This is a genomic window from Eubacterium limosum (assembly GCF_000807675.2).
Lineage (GTDB): Bacteria > Bacillota > Clostridia > Eubacteriales > Eubacteriaceae > Eubacterium > Eubacterium limosum.
The window spans coordinates 2,609,548-2,630,763 of the sequence record NZ_CP019962.1 but is presented as its reverse complement, the minus strand read 5'-3'; the positions used below and the strand labels follow the sequence as shown (position 1 = coordinate 2,630,763).

The 21,216-nt window shown below is 48.1% G+C and carries 12 protein-coding genes; 1 reads left to right on the top strand and 11 read right to left on the bottom strand.

The genetic code is table 11. From position 1 onward, the window contains the following. Positions 1 to 41: 41 nt before the first annotated feature. A complete protein-coding gene (locus B2M23_RS12340) occupies positions 42 to 2,348 on the bottom strand; it encodes a hypothetical protein (protein WP_038354135.1) in 2,307 nt (768 codons plus the stop codon). Next, entirely contained in the window at positions 2,338 to 4,434 is a 2,097-nt protein-coding gene (locus B2M23_RS12335; protein ID WP_038354136.1) for an efflux RND transporter permease subunit, read from the bottom strand. Before B2M23_RS12335 ends, B2M23_RS12340 begins: the two co-directional genes overlap by 11 nt. Before the next feature lie 185 nt (positions 4,435 to 4,619). Here B2M23_RS12335 and B2M23_RS12330 point away from each other — a divergent pair, with 185 nt between their 5' ends. Further along, a complete protein-coding gene (locus B2M23_RS12330) occupies positions 4,620 to 5,207 on the top strand; it encodes a TetR/AcrR family transcriptional regulator (RefSeq protein ID WP_038354137.1) in 588 nt (195 codons plus the stop codon). A gap of 99 nt (positions 5,208 to 5,306) precedes the next feature. On the opposite strand, the gene B2M23_RS12325 is transcribed toward B2M23_RS12330, so the two are convergent. From B2M23_RS12325 to B2M23_RS12280, 9 genes are all read right to left on the bottom strand, one after another. After that, positions 5,307 to 8,483 carry an InlB B-repeat-containing protein gene (locus B2M23_RS12325; RefSeq protein ID WP_038354138.1) on the bottom strand — a complete coding sequence of 1,059 codons (3,177 nt, stop codon included), beginning with the start codon at positions 8,481 to 8,483 and terminating at the stop codon, positions 5,307 to 5,309. A 330-nt stretch (positions 8,484 to 8,813) separates the two neighbouring features. After that, the gene (locus tag B2M23_RS21555) at positions 8,814 to 11,222 is read right to left on the bottom strand and encodes an Ig-like domain-containing protein (protein WP_052237494.1); all 2,409 of its coding nucleotides are present in this window, start codon (positions 11,220 to 11,222) and stop codon (positions 8,814 to 8,816) included. 594 nt (positions 11,223 to 11,816) lie between these two features. Next, entirely contained in the window at positions 11,817 to 13,418 is a 1,602-nt protein-coding gene (locus B2M23_RS12310; protein WP_038354140.1) for a sensor domain-containing diguanylate cyclase, read from the bottom strand. 271 nt (positions 13,419 to 13,689) lie between these two features. Continuing rightward, the gene (locus tag B2M23_RS12305) at positions 13,690 to 15,432 is read right to left on the bottom strand and encodes an ABC transporter ATP-binding protein (protein WP_038354141.1); all 1,743 of its coding nucleotides are present in this window, start codon (positions 15,430 to 15,432) and stop codon (positions 13,690 to 13,692) included. Further along, positions 15,432 to 17,219: an ABC transporter ATP-binding protein gene (locus B2M23_RS12300; protein WP_181396938.1), complete on the bottom strand. Its 1,788-nt coding sequence runs from the start codon at positions 17,217 to 17,219 to the stop codon at positions 15,432 to 15,434. Before B2M23_RS12300 ends, B2M23_RS12305 begins: the two co-directional genes overlap by 1 nt. 103 nt (positions 17,220 to 17,322) lie before the next feature. After that, the gene (locus B2M23_RS12295) at positions 17,323 to 18,276 is read right to left on the bottom strand and encodes a helix-turn-helix domain-containing protein (RefSeq protein ID WP_038354143.1); all 954 of its coding nucleotides are present in this window, start codon (positions 18,274 to 18,276) and stop codon (positions 17,323 to 17,325) included. Positions 18,277 to 18,474: 198 nt separating this feature from the next. Beyond that, positions 18,475 to 19,884, bottom strand: coding sequence for a trimethylamine methyltransferase family protein (locus B2M23_RS12290; RefSeq protein ID WP_038354144.1), 1,410 nt, complete (start codon positions 19,882 to 19,884; stop codon positions 18,475 to 18,477). Positions 19,885 to 19,894: 10 nt separating this feature from the next. After that, complete coding sequence (locus B2M23_RS12285) at positions 19,895 to 20,179, bottom strand: hypothetical protein (protein ID WP_038354145.1); 285 nt, start codon at positions 20,177 to 20,179, stop codon at positions 19,895 to 19,897. Between the two features lie 12 nt (positions 20,180 to 20,191). Further along, entirely contained in the window at positions 20,192 to 21,199 is a 1,008-nt protein-coding gene (locus B2M23_RS12280) for a DMT family transporter (RefSeq protein ID WP_038354146.1), read from the bottom strand. Positions 21,200 to 21,216 lie beyond the last annotated feature (17 nt).

The window sequence follows — 21,216 nt, the reverse complement described above, 5'->3', positions numbered from 1 at the left end:
AACAGCCGCTGTCAGACATTTGACAGCGGCCAATGGTGTTCCTATTTTTTATTAAACAATGCGGTTACTTTATCCCAGAAGCCTGTTTTTTCGGCTGATATTTCCGGTGCTGGCTCTTCCTGTTTTTTGATGGCCTCTGTCATCATGACGAACTGCACGCTGGCTATATTTTGATTCTGGCTGGATACAAAGGAGACTGGCTTGAAGTTCTTTCCTGTAAGCTTATCCACTGCTGAATCAATTTGATCATTGATTTCAACGTCGATATTCTGTGTTTTATCCGAAAAGGCCTGGGTACCATCCTTCATATCGCCGGCGCCGGATTTCAAATTCTGGATTCCCTGTGCCAGCAGTGAACTGCCTGACGACAGGCTTCCAGCCCCTTCCGACAAAGCCTCTGCCCCCGCTGACAACTGCCTGGCCGCGCTCGAAAGCTGCGCTCCGCCTTCTTCTGCTTTTTGGTTTGCCTCGGACAGCTGCGCACTGCCGTCCTGTAAGTCACCGGCGCCTTTTTCAAGCTCCTGGCCTCTGGCCGCAAGGGTGTCAGCTGCTGTGGACAGGCTTCTGCCGCCATCAATCAGACCATCCGCCCCCTCTGCGAGCTTCTGGCCGCTGCCGCTGTGCTGAAAAGCCTCTGCGCCAGACGTTATCTGCCCAACACCGGAAGCCAGTGCCGGAAGCGAGGTGTCTGCCTCACGTTTTAAAGCGGCCAGGCCATCAGCCTGGGAGGTTATTCCCGCGTTCAGGCTGCCGGCGCCTGTTGAAAGCCCACCGACAGCTTCGTGCAGACCTGCCAGCGCTTCCAGTCCGGAGACATCTGGAATCCCGCTCGCGCTCTGGCCGATTCCCTCTCCAACTGAGAGCAGCTCCCGGCTGTCAGCATCGACGGCTTCAAGGCTGGCCTCCAGCACTGCCCACTCCTCGGCAGTCAGAGCCTTATAGGCGTCTGGATCATTTTTCAGCTTTTCAGTCAGGCTGCCGACAGTCGAATTGGCAGCTTCAATGTCCCGTGAACGCGTACTGACAAGTGCTCCGGCAGCAGTCATCTGGCTTTTCAACTGGTCTATTTTCTCACTCACACCGCTGAGATTCCCAAGATCTCCGGTCTGTTCATACAAGTCTGCCAGACCACTGCTCAATGCCTGGCTTCCTGCGGCCAGCTGGTTGAGATGTTCCTCATCTGCGGCCTGGTCAATGCCCTTCTGGAGGTTTTCGAGGCTTCCAGGCACCTGCTTCAGGCCGGCAATACTGCCAGCCAGCTGATCGGCCGCGTTTACATAGATTTTCGTGCCCTCCGCCAGATTTTCAGCGTTTTGAATGTACACGCCGGTGACCTGGCTCAAGGTTCTGGCGCCATCCACATAACCGCTGACACCTCCGAAAAGCGCGCTGGCCCCAGATGATAAACCGGCTGTCTCTTTATTTAAAAGCGTCAGACCGTTCACCATCTCGTCAGTCTTTTCACTGAGCAATGCGGCGGAGGTATCAAAGCTCCAGGCTCCTTCTGCGAGAGCGGCCGCGCTGCTGTCCAGCGTATCCGCGCCCTGGGACAGGGCATAAACGCCTTCCCGCATGTTACCCGCACCTGCGTCAAGGTCGGCGACGGCCTCACTGATTTCGGCTGTCTTTTTATCCAGCTCGCTCATATCAATCATGCTCGTGTCTGCATCAAAGCTCATGGGAATCCCCTTAAAGGTGATGCCCTCCATCTCAAAATCCACAACATCTGTCTGAATCACAATTTCTTTTTCCTGTCCTGCCATAATATTATACAGCAGCTGTTGGTCGCGTCCCACGTTGGCAGCGGCCGCTCCTTCCGCCTGAATATTTTTACAGTTTTCGTTCAGGTTAACACTGGCCTGGAGGAGATAATTGTCGAAAAAGGCCGGATCCATTTTCTGGTTCTGCCGGACGCTGATCGTAATGACCAGATGTCCGCTTTTTCCTGCCAGATTCTCGGGCAGTGTATTCTTTCCGTCCAAATTGTAGCTCAGGTTGATAACCCAGGGGGTATCGGTTGTTTTCATGGTGCCCTGGTAATAGAATTTACCTTCTGCTGCCTGCACCTGGTAAGCTGTTCCATTTTCCTCAATGGCCGCCTGGGAACTCAGGTTCCGGGTATCCTGGTAATCGCCATAGTCGGTGATGGCGCCCGCGCTTTCTACCTCAAAGGCATTCACCACGTAGATGCGTTCCACACTGCCGTTTTTGTTCAAATTGACATACACATTTTCATCTTTTTCCGCCGTTGCAGGCGCTGCCAGGGCTGCCGGGGTGCTGGCGCAAATCATTAAAACGGCCAGTACAACAGCCAAAACCCCAGACCCTTTCCTGTTTCTAATGTTCATAAGCTGCTTTCCTTTCAAATTTATCGTTTTTTTTATAAAATCTTGCTTTCCAGGTTGTTTTCTCAATAACGCCGTCACAGACACTCAAAATAGCGGGCAATACGAAAATGACCAGCGTCATAGAGATCAGCGCCCCGCGGCCGATTAAAAAGCCCAGCTGGCTGAGGACAGCGTTGGTCGATATCCTGCCAAGCAGGCTCCCGGCAATGGTCATAATGGAGGCTGAGGTCATAATGGACACGGTTGTACTCTGGATGGTTACGCGCAGCGCCTCCTTTTTGGGCAGCAAACGGCGGTTTTCCAGAAACCGATCCGTAAAGAGAATGCCATAATCGATGGTGGCACCAAGCTGTACCGAGCTGGTGATCAGATAAGCGATGTAGTTCAGCTCCTCACCTCTGAAGTAAGGAACCGCCAGATTCAGCCAAATCGATCCTTCTATCACCAATGTCAGAATAAAGGGCAGGCTCAGTGATTTAAAATTAAAGATCAGAATCAGTAACACAAAGCCTACCGCCACGCCGTTAACCAACATATTGTCATGTACAATGGTGTTCCGGAGATCCTCGGCGTTTGGCAAATCTCCTGCGATCAGCGCACCATCACCATAGTAATCCGCCGCAATACCGCGCACAGCATCCACTTTTTCAAATGCGCCGGGATCGGTTTCCACAATATCCATATTGACAACAAACCGGCTGTAATGCTCTGAATAAAGCTTTGAGATTTCGCCCTCCGGCGCAAATTCCGGCGGAATAACATCGCTCACAGTATTCACATAAGAGACGACTGAAGTCACATTTTCCGCCTGCAGGATTGCATCATTCATTTGCTTTTCCCTGGCAATATCTCCTTTAGGCACCATGAGCACAAGGGGACTTGACTTGCCATAAGTTTCCTCGATGGCGGTCATATCTCTTCCCATCTGCGTCGCTGCACTGCTGTAAATCTTAGAAGCTCCGTATATAAACTGGTTATTCTGGCTGGCTAAAAACGAGGGTACCACCAGCAGGCAGAAAAGAATAAGAAAGGGCGCTCTGAGTTTGAGTGCAAAGCGGCTGAATCTTTCAAACCCTGGTATAAAGGGCCTGTGACGGGTTTTATCAATGAGCTTATAGGTACAGATGGCCGCAGCGGGTAATAGAACCAGCACAGCGATCAGGCTGAACAGAATGGCCTTTGCCATGACCCAGCCCATATCCGGTCCAATCTTAAACTGCATGAGAATCAGAGCCGCAAAGCCTGTCACTGTGGTCAGACCGCTGGATAAAATTGACGCTGTGGATTTTTTGACAGCCAGAACCATCGCCGCTGACACGTCGTGCCCTTCGGATCGGAACTCTGAAAAGCGGTGGAGCAGAAAAATGGAGTAATCCATCGAAACGGCCAGCTGTAAAACAGCTCCCGCCGCGTTGGTCACAAAGGATATTTCACCAAACATCAGGTTGGTACCCCGGTTGATCAAAATGGCAACACCAATGCTGAACATAAACAGCAGCGGCTCAAACCAGGAGCTGGTTGTCAGAAAAAGAATGGCCAAAATCAGCGGAATGACAAAGAGCATGATCGTCGATATCTCCTTTGACGTGATAACCGGAGCCAGAGCATTCACCACTGCACTGCCAGTCATTGCGTTGTCCTCACCGATGATCTCCCGCACCGCGTTCACTGCTTCTGTTTCCTTTTCGTCCTTTACAGTAACGCTGTACAGGGCTGTACCGTCCTTGTACCAGTCATCTGTAACGGACTGGTCAATGGTCTCAATAGGCGCATAGATATCCGCTGCATCGTCCAGCCATTCAACCGCCTCTACCCCCTCCACCCTCGCCAGTCTGGCTTTATAGTCAAGGGCCTCTGACACACTGTCTGTTTTTACCATCACACGCATATTCGGAATAGCCTGGTCATATTCCTGACTCATGGTGTCCAGCGCAACAGTGGAGGGGGCTCCATCGGGCAGGTAATCCATAATGTCATAATTGACCCCGACCAGATTGCTTAACAGCATACAGACAATGGATGCCAAAATAAAGATGACCACCACTGTTTTCCGATGCTTTACAATGAAACCCGCAAATCGGTCCATAAATTAACTCCTTTCTATTATTAAACATTTGTTGATTTATTGACTTCTGTAAATTATAATAAAAGAGAAGGAAAAACACAATAAACAATGTTTTGAAAAGCTGATGATTAATCAACATTCTGCACAATTGTGTTGAATTTTTTCATAAATTTTATACACAAAAAATAAAAAAGGAGTATCTTAAAATGACTTCAGAAAAAACAGACCGGCGTGTCCGAAAAACCAGAAAGCTTTTGATTGAAGGCTTAACACAGCTGTTAAAAGAAAAAAGCATTAATGAAATTTCTATAAGAGAATTGTCCGACCTTGTGGATATTAACCGCGGAACCTTTTACCTGCATTATAAGGATATTTTCGACATGCTCACCCAGATCGAGAACGACCTGTTTAAGGAGCTGGACACGCTCTTTTCCAGCCATTCTGTAAAAGAATTAAAATCCTCGCCTCTGCCCATTTTCAAGGACATCTTCCGTTTTGCCCAGACGAACAGTGAACTGTTCCAGATTTTCCTGGGCCCCAACGGCGACAGCGCTTTTGTCAACCGCACTAAGGAACTGGTGCGCCGGCACTGTTATAATAACTGGCAGATGATTTTCAGCCCCTGTGATACCTCAAGGTTTGCCTATTTTTATTCCTTTATCATATCAGGGTGGATTGGCCTGCTCTCAGATTGGCTTGACACGGGTATGCAGGAGTCCATCGATGAAATGGCCCAGATCGCTGAACAGATTGTTTTCAGCGGGATTGATTTTATAAAATGTGAAGAAGCCTGATGCCAAAAAACAAAAAACCAGACAGAAACTGCCTGGTTTTTATCATATTACGTTAATAGGTCCATAAATAAAATATACGCTCTTTTTTATCTGTTTACTTTACCCCTTCATTTTCCGCTTAATAACAAGCGCCATAAGCCCCGCCACCGACAGCAGAACCACTGCGCTGTAAACGCTGGTTTCGTTGCTTGTAATGCCGGTGCTGACATTGTTGACCGGGCTTGGAGATGGAGATGGTGTCGGGGTAGGTGTCACGGTTTTTTCAAAGACAGCTTTAATCACCACATTGCCTTCTGGCATGGTAAACTGATTGTCTTTGATGGTCACTGTGCCTGCTTCCACTTTCCATTCTTTGAATTGATAACCCTTGTTGGTTTTTTGGCTTAGCTTAACCACGGTTCCGGCTTTCGCTTTAGCGGTATCGGCACTGGCGGTTCCGTTGCCGTCACTGTTTATGGTGATGGTGTATTCACCAGGTACCGGGGCTGGGGTTTTTTCAAAAACGGCGGTGATTTTCACATCGCTGTCTGCCATGGTAAACTGGTTATTTTCAACTTTTACACCGCCTGCGTCCACCCGCCATTCCTTAAACTGATAGCCTTTATCTGGTGTTGCGGTTAAGGTAACTACAGTTCCTTTTTTGGCTTTATCGGTGCTGGCTTTTGCAGCCCCATTACCTTCAGAAGACACTTCGATTTTGTACTGCTCGGTGGTTTTTACTTTAAAGGTTGCCGAAATACGATGGTTTTCGGTAATGTTTTCAAAGGTATAACCTGCCTGAGCGCCTATGCTTTTACCGTCTACCATAACATCGGCAATTTCATAACCATTTTCTGGGGTAATGGCAAAGCTCTGGTTCTGGCCTTCTTTTACGGCTACGCTTCCGGCTGGATTAATGGTACCGCCATCTCCGACTTCGGCAACGATGGTGAAGTTCTGTTTCAGCTCAAGGCCAATCTTATTTTTGGTATCGCCGTCAAGATAGGCAAATTTGTAGTTATCCGAATCAGAAGTCAACCCCTTCATTGTAATGGGGAGAGGTCCCTCCAAATTTTCTGGCCCTATTACAACCAGCACTGGTTCCTTTTCTGTGGGTACTGCTTCAGCGGTAATCCCTATGTTGCTGCCATCGCTCAGCTCTTCGGCAGCATACAAAAGGGTACTGCCCTTTGGCAAATAAATATTATTTATTACACCTTTGGCTGTATAATTTTTTGAGATATCAATAACGCCGCCAGCCGTCACACGCATACTGGGAGTTCCTTCGTTAAATCCACCCTGATAAACACCACCGGCAAGCGTTCCGCTACAGCCCGATATAGTACCGCTTTCAATACTGAGCGCCTGAGAGTCACCAGAATTCTTAATGCCGCCAACGCTATTTTCGCCTGTGGCGCTGCAATTGAGAATAGACGCGCTATCCATGGTAACATTCCCTTTTACTCCGATCAGCATACCGCCGCAGTCGCCTGTGCTTTTGGCATTCTTTATAACAGTTCCCTTCTGCAGCAGCAGGGATGATCCATTGCCGCCATTAACTGTAAAGAGTGGCACCTGTGCCTCTGCGCTGCCGCCTTCAAAAATAATATTTGAAATTCCAACAATCCCCTGATCTCCAATTTGTACGGTAGCCGTTGGATTATTACGTGTAACGGTGTTTGCTTTTTGCGGATCTTCAATTTCGTTTCCCTGTGCGTCACAGCTGATAAATTCGGTCAAGACCCTTGATACATCAGCGGTGCCGCCTAAAACCGCGGTTTCACCCTTTGCGTTTTCAGGCAGCACGCAAAGGATGAATTTACGCTGCTCTTTTCCAATCGCAACGGCTCTTTCAAGGGATTTCACAGCGTTTTCCACACTGTACCCATCAGCCTGGTCATTGCCGTCAGGGCCCACATAAATTTTACTATTTCCTGTCAGCTGCAGCACGGAACGATTCTTTGAATCAAAAAGAATGCTATAATTATCGTCTTGAGAAAGAAAAGGGTAGCTGCTGGTTATCTCTTTACCGTCTTGCTGTTTTATAACATCAACGTTTTTGCCAGGCCCCATTTCTTCACTGGTAATATAAATATTGGATTGATTGTTAATTTCTGTCCCACTCAGAGTAATGACTTTTCCAGTAGCCAGATAGAGATTGTCAGGTTCATCATTTTTAAGGTCAATTTTCTTTTTGGGGTTATTATCCATAATCAATGTGCCGTTTTGGTATATACTCGATCCTTTAGCACCACTATTGTTTGCAAAAACACCACTGTCCATTTGTACGCTTCCAGCATTATAAATGCCTCCGCCCAGATTAGCAGCTATGTTTTCTCTAAAAGTATTCCATGCATCTTCATAATCCTTTGTCAATATATTTACGCTGCCGGTTTCCGTGTTATAAACAGCACCGCCATTTTGAGCTGCATTCTTTTCAAAGCCGCTCCAAACCACATTCAGGGTTCCTTCATTATAGATGGCGCCGCCATTTTGCCGGCTCACACAATTAGCGACGTAGGAGCGCGTCATTGTCAGCGTTCCCCTGTTTAGAACCCCCCCTCCATTTTCGCTGGATGAAGCGCTGTAAATATTGCCGTTCAGGGACGTATTTACTGAAGCACCTTTTTCAATAGTGAGCATGGCAACGCTGCCTGAATAATTATCTCGATTGCCATCCCACATCAGGTTTCCCATTGTCAGTGTTCCGTCAGTTACTTTCAGACATGCCGACTGAGATTGCCGTTTCATCACTAACGGCCGATCATAAAACTTATCATTTGGACTTACCTCAACGGTTTTCAGGGTTAGATCTTTATCAATGGTTATTTCATCCTTAAAATCCAGGTTTTTGAAGACCTCGATTACAGCCCCAGTTTCTGCGGCATTAATCGCGTCCTGAAATGTTGGATAAGAATCTTTTCCCAATATCCGGCAAACACCTGCGTCTACCAAAAAAGACCTGGAAGATGTTAAATCGGGATCATTCTTCGCAGTTGCCGTAACAACGACTGTTCCAGTTTTTTTGCCTTCCAAAACGCCTGTTTCCTCATTAATGGTGGCAATTTCCTCGTTATCTACTTTCCATGTTGACTGGATTTTATCACCACTTTGTGCGAGACTGTATAATTCCAGTGTATTCCCTGGCGCCACCGCCCGATCATCCCCAACACAATATATTTCTATCTCAGGATTATCTCCTTCCCTGGCATTTTGTGCCAGGGCTGCTGGCATTGTGAGTAATACCAGAAGTACTGCCAGCAATGCTGTTAAAAATCTTTTTGAATTTTTCTTCATACAAATTTCCTCCTCAACCTTAAATAAAATATAGTAAACATAGTATAGCAATTGAATGACCACAAAAAATCCTCAAAATATTCAAAATTTATTCTTTTATTTCACTTTATCAAAAATACACTTGTTTTTTTGTAAATTTACTTCAGCCTTTTATCTTTCTCACTTTTTCAAAAAAACAAAAAACCAGACAGAAACTGCCTGGTTTTTTATATTAAAAATTGCACATTTTTTCATTTGGGCGGTTTGGGCGGCTCTGATCCTGACAGCAGGTATTTTCAGCCCGATGCTGACACGTGCAGCCCCTTTTTGAATATTAATGAATAATTTAAACTATCTTTTCCTCTTAGCAACAAAAGCGCTTAAGCCTACACCAAGACACAGAAGAATTACAGCAACGGCTGTAGTTGGTGTCGTGCCAGACAGCCCTGTTGAGGCATTGCTTCCCCCAACAGTGTCCTTGACAGTAATGGCAGCCTGGGCGGTCTTGCCGCCATCTTCGGTGGTAACCGTGATGATCGTTTTGCCGGATTTAATGGCGGTGACAGTGCCATTTTTATCGACAGTGGCAATGCTGCTATCGGAGCTGCTCCAGGCTACATTTTTATTTGTGGCGTTTTCAGGTTGAATGGTGGCTTTTAAGGCGAGCGTTTCTTTTGCTTTCATTTCGGCCGATGTTTTATCGAGGGTGACGCCCGTGACCGCTACAGGAACTGGTACCGGAGGCGTATCTGCCACACCAATTGTAATGTCCTTGACAGCCTTTGAGGTATTATTTTTGTTATAGACAGTTTCAAATACATCGTATTTTTTTGATGGTTCACCACCAATCTGATGGGCTTCCACACTGGCTTGGTTCAAGACGGCCTCTTTAGCAGCTGGTGTGAGGAATTCGGCTTTTCCTTTTAAAGTTATTTTGGAGGCTTGGTAAGCCGGGTCGTAATTTTTTATATCATCACTGTTTTCAAGAAAACCTGCAATGGCAAGACTGTTGTCGTAATTTATAACTTTTGAAGACACCTTGTTGGCGTTGTTTGTAAGGTTAATCGCGATGTCTAATCCTCCGATGCCCAGAGCTTCGCTGTTTTTATCAAAACGCTCCTGGCTGTTGTCGATAACCGTATTGAGGCTGGCATCTGTAACCGTGAGGTTTTTATCTGCCGCTGTTCCCACAACAAAGTTTGAGCTGCTGACATTGATGTCGCTTTTTGCATTGTTGAGCATATTAATATTTTTTGCCTGAATACCAATGCTGCCAGAATTATTGACCGCATTTTCTCCAAATTTAGAAGTAATGTTTAAAAAACCACCATCAATTGTCAGATCACCATTGGCAGAAATACCCTGTTGAAAAATAGAGGATTCATAATCACTGTCTATATTAATAGTAGTTCTGCAATTTTTTAAAGTAACATCACTTTTTTTACCTTCTACTGGGTCACTTGGCAATCGTGCTATAATCGTGGATAAAAAAAGTGGTTCAGGATTCTTAGGATCATAGTCGGATGCGGTTTTATTTGTCAGATTAAGTGTGGCATCCTCTGCGGTAAAGCTGCCACCCAAAAGCAGTGAAATGACCCCATGTTTAATACTTTGGGCAGTCAGCTCGCTTCCAGCTCCAATGAAGACATTCCCTCTAGCATCTGCGCTGTTATTAGGCCAAATATCGAGGCCAAGAGATTCATTAAAAAGGTTCATTTTAACATTCTTACCTAATGTAAAGTCTGCGCAGGAGATACCCCGATAACTATTCTCAATATTAAATTTTAAATTATCTTTAATATTGATAGAATTTCGGGCATAGATGCCATAGTATTGGAATAAGTTCTTCTGAATAGGATTTGTGGTTAAATTAATACTACCAGAACCCTCAAAGTTTAGTGTCATCGGATCGTTTTCAAATTCCGGTACATTCAGCGCTTGAAAAAAGATATTGGCAAAGCCTACATTGACACCATCCTTTTCGGGATATCCCTTTGAATTATCCTGAAAAAGTGTATTTTCACCCTCCAGCTTAATGGTTGCAATATCATTTGCACAGGTAGGGGTTGTGTAATAGGCAAGAGTCGTAGCGTCATCAGGTCCAGGTCCTACTCCCAATGTGGAGTACGAGCTTACGGTCACATCTTTCAGGGTAAGTGTTTTGCCATCAGCACTTAGGCCGGCACTCCCCTCACCATCGGTAATTGCATACATTTTACCATCTGCGGGTAAGATGGTATCTCCGATAACAGCGAAGTTTTTGGGCATGGACTTAAGGATTAATTTTGCGGAATCGGAAACGGTCATTGCATGGGGTTGATCTTTATACGTCACAACACAACGCAATTCAAAATCCTCAAGGTAAAAATTAGTTGATCTGAAATGCAGTACCTGTTTCTTGGCTCCGGAGCCTTGAAGGTTAAAGAATTCGTTGCTATCAAGATCACGATACTGCCATTGAAAATCACACTTCTCAGGCTGTTCGACACCAACGGATAATTCGACAGAATAGGGAACGTTAAAGTCCGTGTTGATTGGCTGCTCGGTAATCACAGGGCCGTCTTCTGTGGATACATCTGTTGATGGCTCCTGCCCCTCAGCAGGTAGAGCGGGTATCGTTGGATCAAATTTATTTTGATCCAATTGCAGCTGAGGTATTTCAGCAATCCAACTGGACGTATTGGCGAAGGCTGTTGGTGCTACAAGCAGCAGTGCCAAAAAAACTAATAGAATGGTCGACAGAAAATGTTTCTTTTTCAAAATTTTTCTCCTTTTGATAATGATATTTTAGGCATTTTTTAAATACCTACACCCCTTGATTCCTCAAGGTTTTAAAAAAATCTATATAAATTTTCTCTCCATAAGGCGTATAGTAGAATTGTCCATTATTCTACGACACACACTTATGAAGGAAAACTTATGTCTCTTACTGTTCATCAGCTCCCGCTGGCTGAAACATCTTAAACCGCTCAAGATTTTATGCGGCTTCTTTCTTTTCAGTGGTATTTGAAGCCATTGGTCTTGAAGCCCTGATCTCGGCCAAATTTTATGCTGCCGGCATTGTGAGTAATACCAGAAGCACTGCCAGCAATGCTGCTAAAAATCTTTTTGAATTTTTGTTCATACAGATTTCCTCTCCAAACTTTAAATAAACTATAGTAAATACAGTATAGCAATTAAATGACCACAAAAAATCCTCAAAATATTCAGAATTTGTCATTTTATTTCACTTTATCAAAAATACACTTGTCTTTTCGTAAATTTCCTTTAGCCTTTTATCTTTTTCACTTTTCCAAAAAACAAAAAACCAGACAGAAACTGCCTGGTTTTAATATTAGATTATGCCGCCCCTGCTCAATAGGCAAAGCCGCCGTCGTGGGTTTCCTTGGCCTTGTATAAAGCCTTGTCCGCCGCCTTTGAAAGCTCGACATAGGTATCGCCGTGTCTGGCGATGACTGCCCCGCCCGACAGAGTAATGGGCGGGATATTCATTTTTTTGGCTTCACGCGCGATGGTATTGTTGATATCCTCCACAATCCGCCTGGCGACTGCGTAATCCGCTGTGCTGGTCACGAAAATCGCGAACTCATCGCCGTGCAGGCGTGAGGCCAGATCCACAACCCGGATACGGCCAATGATCATCTGGGCTGAGAGCTTTATGACTTCATCGCCCATGTTGTGCCCATAATTATCATTAACTTCTTTAAAGTGATCGCCGTCCATCATAATTAAAATGCCGGTCTCATCCGAATCCATATTGTCCAGTGTTTTGGTTATTTCTTTCCTGAAAGACCGGTCATTCATCATACCTGTCAGTTCATCAATGGCCGCCGCTTTCTTGGCAGCTGACAGGGCAATCTCAAGCCGGCGCTGGGTCTGCCCCAGCTCGACATAGGCATTTTTAAGCTCGCGGTTTTTCTGTTCCTTGCTGATACGCCCCAGCACATAGATCAGCAGGATTTCAACAATCAGCAAAGGAACCAGCCAGACTTCGAGGGTAGCCTTCAGCATTGACATTACCGGGACAAGCACCAGGCCGCTGTATCCGTCCTCTCTGTTCAGGTAAGCGTAATAGCGGCTGCCGCTCAGCTTCACGGTGACGGCCTTCTGCTCTGTATCCATCACCCTGGACAGGCCGCCGTCTATGCCCTGCCTGAAGCTGTAAAAAGCAGCGGCCGACTGGACTTTCTCCTCAGCCTTTGTCAGCTCGCCCTCATCTGTGGTATCGAGCGCTTCCTTTTCCCTCTGCGCCAAAGACACTGCCTGGGCGGTATTCTCCAGGCTTACCTTGAGGTTTCCTCCCAGATAATCAGTATTGGTGCTTCCAATGACAGTGCCATTCTGATCAAAAATCATGATCTGCTCGTCATCATATTGAAGCGTTGATGAAATGAGTTTTTGGATGTCCCCCATTTTAATATCATAGGCAAACACGGTTTCGCCGTCTGGCTGCAGCTGTGAAATGGTCGTCAAAATATAATGGTTGGCATAGCTCATATAGGGCGGCGTAAAGACGATCTCACCCTTGCCTGCCACAGCGTCCTTGTACCAGGGGCGCTCTGTGGGCACATAGCCTGTCTCCTCGTAAGCCGAATAGGGTTTATCCCAGCTGTAAAGGTACCGGCCCTGGTAGTACATATACAGGCCGTCAAAGGTTTCCCCCTCAATGGCCAGCAGGGGCGCGTCAATACTTTTCAGGTAATCCCATAAAATATCCGGGTTCGGGTTGTTCTGAACCTCCCGTCCCATCATCTGCGCAAAGATCTTAAAAGACTGCTCATAGCTGTCCATGACCTCATCAAACCCGGCTCCGATCTCCTCTGCATGGGCTGTCAGTCGCCGGTTAACCGAAACCGACTCCCAAACGGTGATAAGTGACAGCGCTAAAAGATTAACCACTAAAAACGTTACCACAAAAATGACCGCTTTTTTATTTCTGCGTTTTTCTTCCCCCATTGTAACCTCTCCTCACATACCCTGGCGGGCACCTTGTTCCATATATATTTATATTATATATGAAATCATACCATTCAACAATAGGTTGCATTCCTAAAAGTAAATTTTTTTGTTAAATATGTACTATAAAAGAACCCGTATCGTGACGATACGGGTTGAAAGGAGCGATGAAATTCGGACTCGATTTAAGAAGTACTTCGTTATGCTAAAAGCGGCTTAACTGGTGATTAAAAAAAGCCCATTTTTTGATGAATGGACTTTTTCTTTATATTCAGATGGCCCAGTCCTCGCTTTGCTGCTGGAGCTCGACCATATGGCGGTACAGGCCGCCCTGTTCCATGAGGGCTTCCGGCGTTCCCTGCTGTGCGACCCGGCCGTTTTCCAGTACGACAACTTTGTCAGCCCCGGCCACGGTGCGCATGCGGTGGGCAATGATCAATACGGTTTTATTTTTTACCAGGTTGGAGATGGCCCGCTGGATCTGGGACTCATTTTCGACATCCAGCGAGGCGGTGGCCTCATCCAGGAGGATGACCGGCGCGTCCTTGAGCAGCGCCCGGGCAATGGAGATGCGCTGGCGCTCTCCGCCGGAAAGAACCGATCCATTCTCACCGATTTTGGTCTGATAGCCGTCAGGCATCTTCATGACGAAAGCGTCGCACTGAGCGGCGCGTGCCGCGGCCAGCACTTCCTCGTCGGTGGCGTTCCTCCGTCCAATACGGATATTTTCGAGCACGGTGTTGTTAAAGAGTACCACATCCTGAAAAACAATGGAAAAATTTTTCAGCAGCGTTTCAGGCTCTACAGTGCTGATGTCTGTACCGCCCACGGTAATCCGCCCTTTCTGAATATCCCAGAAACGGGCGGCCAGCTTGGCCGCGGTGCTCTTACCTCCGCCAGAGGGGCCCACCAGAGCGGTTACCTGTCCCTGGCAGGCTGTGAAAGAGACATCCTCGAGCACGGTTTCCCCGCTGTTATAGGCAAAGCCTACCTGGTCAAAAGCGATGTCGTAGCCCTGGTAGTCTGCCTGCTCGCTGCCCTCCTGGACTGGCTGTTCCTCGATCTCCTTCATGCGTTCCACAGTGAGCATGGTCGCGTAGATGGCCGCCAGGTTAACCAGTGCGCCGGATAAGGGGTCAAAGACACGGGTTGCCGCAATCAAAAATACCAGGAAGGTCAGAAAATCGGTCTGGCCGCTGACCAGAAGTACTGATCCTACAAGCACCACGGTGGCAATGCCCACACGCAGCAGCATCTGGGATGTTACCACGAACATGGCTGTGTTGAGCTCAGCCTTGATCTGAATTTTCTCATTTCTGCCCAGCAGGTCGTCAATCTTTTTCAGATAACGGCCGCTCTGGTTGTTGGCTTTGATCTCCCTTACGTTTTCAATACATTCCTGTATGCTGTCGGCGCAGTCCAGCTTTACCTTGTTGTGCTGCCGGCCCACCTTGTTCTGCTGTGCCCGGCTCAGCGCCATGATGAGAAGCACCACAGGCAGCACCCACAAAAGTGCCAGCGCCATACGCCAGTCCATAACAAACAGCCCGATGCCAGCCAAAATGACCGATGCCACTGCCCCGATGAATTCCGGGATATAATGGGAGAAGGCCGTCTCCATGGCGGCGCAGTCGGCCATGATGGTGGTGGTTAAGTCGGACAGATCACGCTTGCCGAAAAAGGATAACGGCAGGCGCCGCAGCTTTTCTGCCAGCCGGATACGCATGTTCGCACTCTCGGCGTAGGAGGCCAGAAAGGTCTTATTGTACTGTATGTACTCAAAGATAAAGATCAGGGCCAGGATCATTACCGAGCCGCCAATATAAAACCACAGGCTGGGTGCCGGGGCATTCCCCCCGATGAGGGGCGAAACCAGCTCTGTCGCGACCAGGTATAAAAGGCCAATGGGCAGCATGAGGATCACATCGGTCAGGGTACAGGCAAAAACTGCCTTGACCAAATCCTTTGCGCCCTGCTCGCTCAGGGCAAACTTTTTCTGAAAATAAGCAGTCATCATGCTGCCTCCTTTCCGGTTATTTTCCAGGCTTCTGTGCTCTGGTATTCTTTCCACATGGCAGCATAGGTGCCGCCCTTTTCCAGCAGCGCTTCATGGGTTCCCTGTTCTGTGACCCGGCCATTCTCCATGACCAGAATGCAGTCGGCATGCCGGACGGTGGTCAGCCTGTGGGCGATCATCAGAACGGTTTTCCCTTTTGTCAGCTCCTCGAAGGCTTTCTGGATCTGGTATTCGTTCTCTGGGTCCGCAAAAGCGGTGGCCTCGTCCAGGAGCACAATGGGGGCGTCTTTCAGAATGGCCCGTGCCAGGGCGATCCGCTGGGCCTCACCGCCGGACAGGTAAACGCCTTTGGTGCCGACAACAGTGTCGATACCCTGGGGCAGCTTTTCAAAAATATCCTCACATCTGGCGGCACGGGCGGCTGCCAGCACAGCCTCTGCCGGCGCGTCCGGACGGGCGCTGCGGATATTCTCGAGCAGGCTGGCCTTCTGGAGCCTTGTATTCTGGAATACAAAGGAAACCTGATCCATGAGGTCGGTGGTAGCGATCTGGCGAACATCCACACCGCCAACGCAGACACGTCCCTCCTGCACATCCCAGAAACGGGGAATCAGGCTGGCCGCGGTCGTCTTGCCGCCGCCGGAGGGGCCGACCAGGGCCACAGTGGCGCCTTCAGGAATTTCAAAGCTGACGCCGTCGATGGCTGGAGTATCGCTTCCTGAATAGGTGAAGCGCACCTGATCAAACACGATGCCCGCCCCCGCTGGCCTGACAGGCACTGCCGGTTCTTCAAGAGGCTTTTCAAGGAGTATCGTTTCGATACGCCTTGCCGCGTCGCGGGCCATCAGGGCGTTTTCTCCCGAGAACATGATCCTTGTCATCATGACCGTAACGACTGGTGTAAACAGGACATAGAAAATAAAATTCAGCAGAAAGGTTTTGTAGTCCACCGCACTGGCAATCAGCAGGATACCTGCCGGGATCAGAAAGGCGAAAACGCCGTTGACCGACACGGTAAAGCCGCACATGGGCAGGCGGCATTTAAGGGTGTAATCCACTGCCCAGGAGCTATAGCGCTTGATGGCCGCGTGAAAATTCTTAAAGGAATAAACGCTCTGCTGGAAGGTCTTGACCACCGGAATACCCCGCACATACTCCACAGCCTCTGAGTTCATGTCCTCAAGGGCGTTCTGGTACTGCTGCATAGATGTGTTCATGCTGGTCCCCATCATCCGTGACAGGATGATAAAGCCAATGATCATGGGCACCAGACTCACCAGGCCCAGCCGCCAGTCAAAGATGAGCAGAATAACCAGCATGGCAAAGGGCGTCACAATGGCCCCTGCCAGATCGGGCAGCATGTGGGCCAGAAAGGCCTCGGTCTGCCCTGCGCTCTCGTCTACAATACGGCGGAGCCTGCCGCTGCTGTTCTGGTTAAAATAGCCCAGCGGCAGCCTGACAATGTGGTGCAGCGCCTCGCTGCGCATATTGCGCGCTGTTCTGAAAGCTGCCAGGTGCGAACACATCAGGGCTGCAAAATAGACAATGATTCCTGCCAGGGCAAATGCCACGGCCAGCCAGCCATAGTAGCTCAGGTTCTGAGCCTGCCCCACGTTGGGCAGCACCGCGAAAATTTCCCTCACCACCTGCCAGATGCAGATAAAGGGCATGAGGATCAGAACCGCGCTGATCCCGGATAAAATACAGGCACAGACGGACAGGGCTTTATACTTTCCCGCGCACGAAAACAGCCCCCGCCGGGCCTCTTTTTGTGGTTGCATCATATCACCTCTGTTTCTCTTTTAGTTAGTTATTTCTAACTACAAAAACAGTTTACTCCTAACCCCTTTATGTCTCTACCCCGGGCAGGCGGAATGCTCCAAACCGTCAATTATTTTTGCGGTACTCGAGAGGCGGGATTCCCAATTGTTTTCTGAAAGCGTCAGCGAACTTGCTGGGGTTTTCATATCCCACACTGTTGGCGATCTCCAGGACACTCTTATCGGTTTCTCTGAGCATCCGGGCGGCCACGTGCAGGCGGTACTCCCTGCGCCAGGTATTGATAGGCTTTCCATACACAGCCCGGAAACAGTTCTTCATGGTGGTCATGCCAATGTCAAAGCGTTTCGATAACGCCTCGAGGGTGATGTTCTGGTCCAGGTTTTGGGTGAGGACCTCGTGTATCTGCTCCACCACACAGGCCTGACGGGCCGAAAGATACCGGCGCCGGTCCCTGCTGCTTTCAAAGGGAGTAATGCTCAGAAAAAGCAGCAGCTCCAGCACCTTGATCCTGAAATAGCCCTTTTGTATCCGCGGGTCTACATGGTAGAGCTCGTCAAAGATGTGTTCGATCTCTTTAGTGGCCCGCAGCACAAAGCATCCCTCATTACCTGAGAGCTTTTGTCTCAGCCTGTCCAGGTCGATTTCGATGCCCTCCAGCACACAGGAAAGGTGTTCCTGAGCATGGGCGATATCGATGAGAATTTCGATGCCGTTATAATAGCCGAGGGGGAAGCGGGAAGCGTCACAGGGAAAATCCCAGCCTGTGATGGCTAAATCCCCCTCGCTGAGATAGGCAAAATGGTTCTTTCCAAAACAGCATTCATAGCGGCCTTTACGGCAGTGGTTAATTTCGAGAAAATTGGAGCCAGGCCGATTGCCGGACTCACTGCACCGGAAAGCCTGAAAATCATTGTAATAAAGCTCCACCCCGTCAAAAACCGGATAGCAGACCATGATCCCGTCGCCGTCGCCGCAGTTCATGCGGTAAATGGTTTTTTCAGCGTCCCGCTGGAGGACCTCAATATAATTGCAGTATGGCTGTTCGCACTCAAGCTTCATTGTTTCACCTGCCTTTAGTTATGCAAACCTAACTTTATTTGTATACATTATAGCATTCAGATGCTTTTATGGCAAGTTTATAAAAAAGCCTTGTTCCAATCTCCAAAACAGCAAAAAACCAGACAGAAGCTGTCTGGTTTTTTATTCGCTTACACCGTCTCCCACAACCCGTATCGCGGCGATACGGGTTCTCTATTTTTAAAACGAACACCTTGAAGGAAGGTGAGGCTTCAAAATTTCTTTCTGCTCTTTGGTGATTTCCGGAGCCTGATACTCATTAATTCGGTTCTCGATCTCCCTTTTTACCTTTAACCGGATATCTGTTTTCTCCGGACTGATATCCTGGGAAACGCCGTATTTGCTGAAAATTTTAGTTAAATAATGGTCTTTTCTGTAGGCGGACGGTGTTTTGCCCTGGAGAAAAGTATTTTTTTCCTGGGCTTCTGTCAAGCTCCTCATCAGCTTGGGGTCCAGTTTCAAGTTTACGCCCTTAAGAGCCCGGTTGACATTGCGCATCATTTCCTCGTCGAGAATAAGCTTTTCAAAGCTGCCGCAGTACCAGGCCGACATCAGGCCAGGATAGCACCAGACCTCGTTAATTTCAGACGCGTAGTATGGCATCAGCGTCGTCATCATGCTCTCTGCCCCTGCCTGGTAATCCACTTTTGCGGAATCGGACAGCGCGCCGCAGATTGTACAGCCGATCTGCATATACTTGGCGAACTCATAGAGCATTCCTTCAATATAGACACATTCCACGGTTCCATAGGCTGGCTGAATGCTGCGCATATCCGTCGCGCCTGAGCAGGAGCAGATGGAAACCTCAATCCCCGGAGACAGCAGCTGAGCATAAACGATCCCGGCCAGTGAGATGGCAATATCGTGAATCACCAGCCCCAGCAGGCTGGCAGGCCCGGTCAGACCGGTCAGGCTGCAGGGACAGAGGATGATATTCTGCTTTTCCTCGATGGCCGCGGTTAAATTATCAAGGCATTCCCAGTCATAGGCAAGGGGGGACATGGGACAGATGGACTGCCCCATTACCGGCTCGTCCCACACATCGTAAAACTCACGGATGAGCCGGATGGATTTACGCGCGCTCTGATATAGATTTCCGTCCTTTGAGTTCTGCGCTGTTGCCCTTATCCCAACGGAAGGCCATTTATCGCTGTAGCGAAGGAGCATGGCAATCTGGCCAACGTACAGATCCTCTGCGTCGCTGTCCACAGGATCAATGACACAGGGACTTGCGCATTCATAAAGGTCTGAGGTTTGGGTGAGCTGATACATTTTCACCACATCGTCAACTGTACCGCTTCGGTATGTACCAGTCTCATCATCCAGAATGGTGGGCACCATCCCAAAGGGAGAGGTGGCTGTGATCCTTTTTGGTCCCTGATTTTCATAATCATATTTGGGAAGGCTTTCCAGACACCTTTCCAGAAGCGTCTTTGGAATAAAGGCCTTGCTGCCTTCGATTTTCGCACCGTTTTTCCCAAGAAGCTCCAGGGCTTTTTCGGTTCCAAAGGTAATGCCGATTTGTTCTAAAATTTCGATAACCTTATCATATATTGTTTCTAAATCCTTTTTTTTAAGAATATGGCTCATTTTTAACTCCTTATAAATATTCACCAATGTATTTTTGGGAGCGCTCCCTGCCATAAGCTGTCATGACATAGGTCGATTCCAGAAAGCCATCTGAACGTTCTGTTGTATGTGTAATCTCCACAAGGCCAGTCCCCTTAAGTGACATCAGCTGAGCGTCAATCTCCTTTTCGCTGCATTGTTTTTCGCCTTTATAGCAAGGTAAAATCCGCTCGTAAACCTGCTGTGGATTCAGCCCTTCCGGGTTTTCCATAATCTGCTTGATAATATTAAAGCGCATGGGCATTGTTTCTGCCATTTTCATTCCCTCCTAACTGATATCTCTTAACGAGAGCAGCTCTGACGGCTTCCCGACAACCATGACTGCCCCTGAGAGTAAAACAATAATTCCAATAATAAAGGTCGCCGTGATGGTGCTTCCGAGGAAAACAACCGACAGGACAGCGGAAACCAGCGTGTAGATAATATTCAGCGACATCCCCCTCGATGCGCCGCAGACATTGTTACACTTATAATAGTAAAAATATCCGATACCCGCGCCAAATCCTGCGATGGCGATAAATACAAAGGCCATGGTCGGCAACGTGGAAAATAGCAGCCCAAAGGCCTTCAGGTTAACACCGCTGGCAACAAAGGGCAGTACAAACAAAAACATGGTTCCCGATGCAAACTGGCGGATACCAAGCGCAATTTCAGGATCAACAAAATCCATTCCCGCACAGGAGATAATGCCCTCCAGCGACCATCCGACAGAGGCTAACACTGCGCAGGCGATGCCCAGATAAAAGTTCGGGTAGGTATCCCCAGATGGCGGCGCCCAGCTGACCGTAATGGCTCCAGCCACACACAGCAGAATACCGCACCAGCCGCGGCCCGAAATTTTTTCCTTTAAAAATATCCGGGATAACACTGCTCCGATGGCTGGAAATGTGGCGCTGATAGCCACAGGATATACTGGTCCTGCAAAGTAAACACCAAGCGTAAAACCAGCCATTGCGATCAGACCGCCGAAAAAAGACGCCAGCAGAATAAAACGTCCCGGTTTGGTTTTTACGGACCGGATGTACTCTCTTCCTTTCCCGTTTTTCAGGTTCGGAATTAAAACCCATATTCCAGATGAAAAGTCCTGAAGACACCCCACGATCATCGGTATCGCGCATAAGCCTAAAACAGCGCCGCTGCTCAAAGGCTCGGTTCCCATACCAAGCGTTTGAAACATTGGGCTGATGCCGTACAAAAGTCCACCCATGAGTCCCCATAGCAGCCCCTTTTTTGCCATGGAAAGATTTTTTTGATACAGTTTTTCCTTAACGTCCATTTTTCTCCTCCTACTAT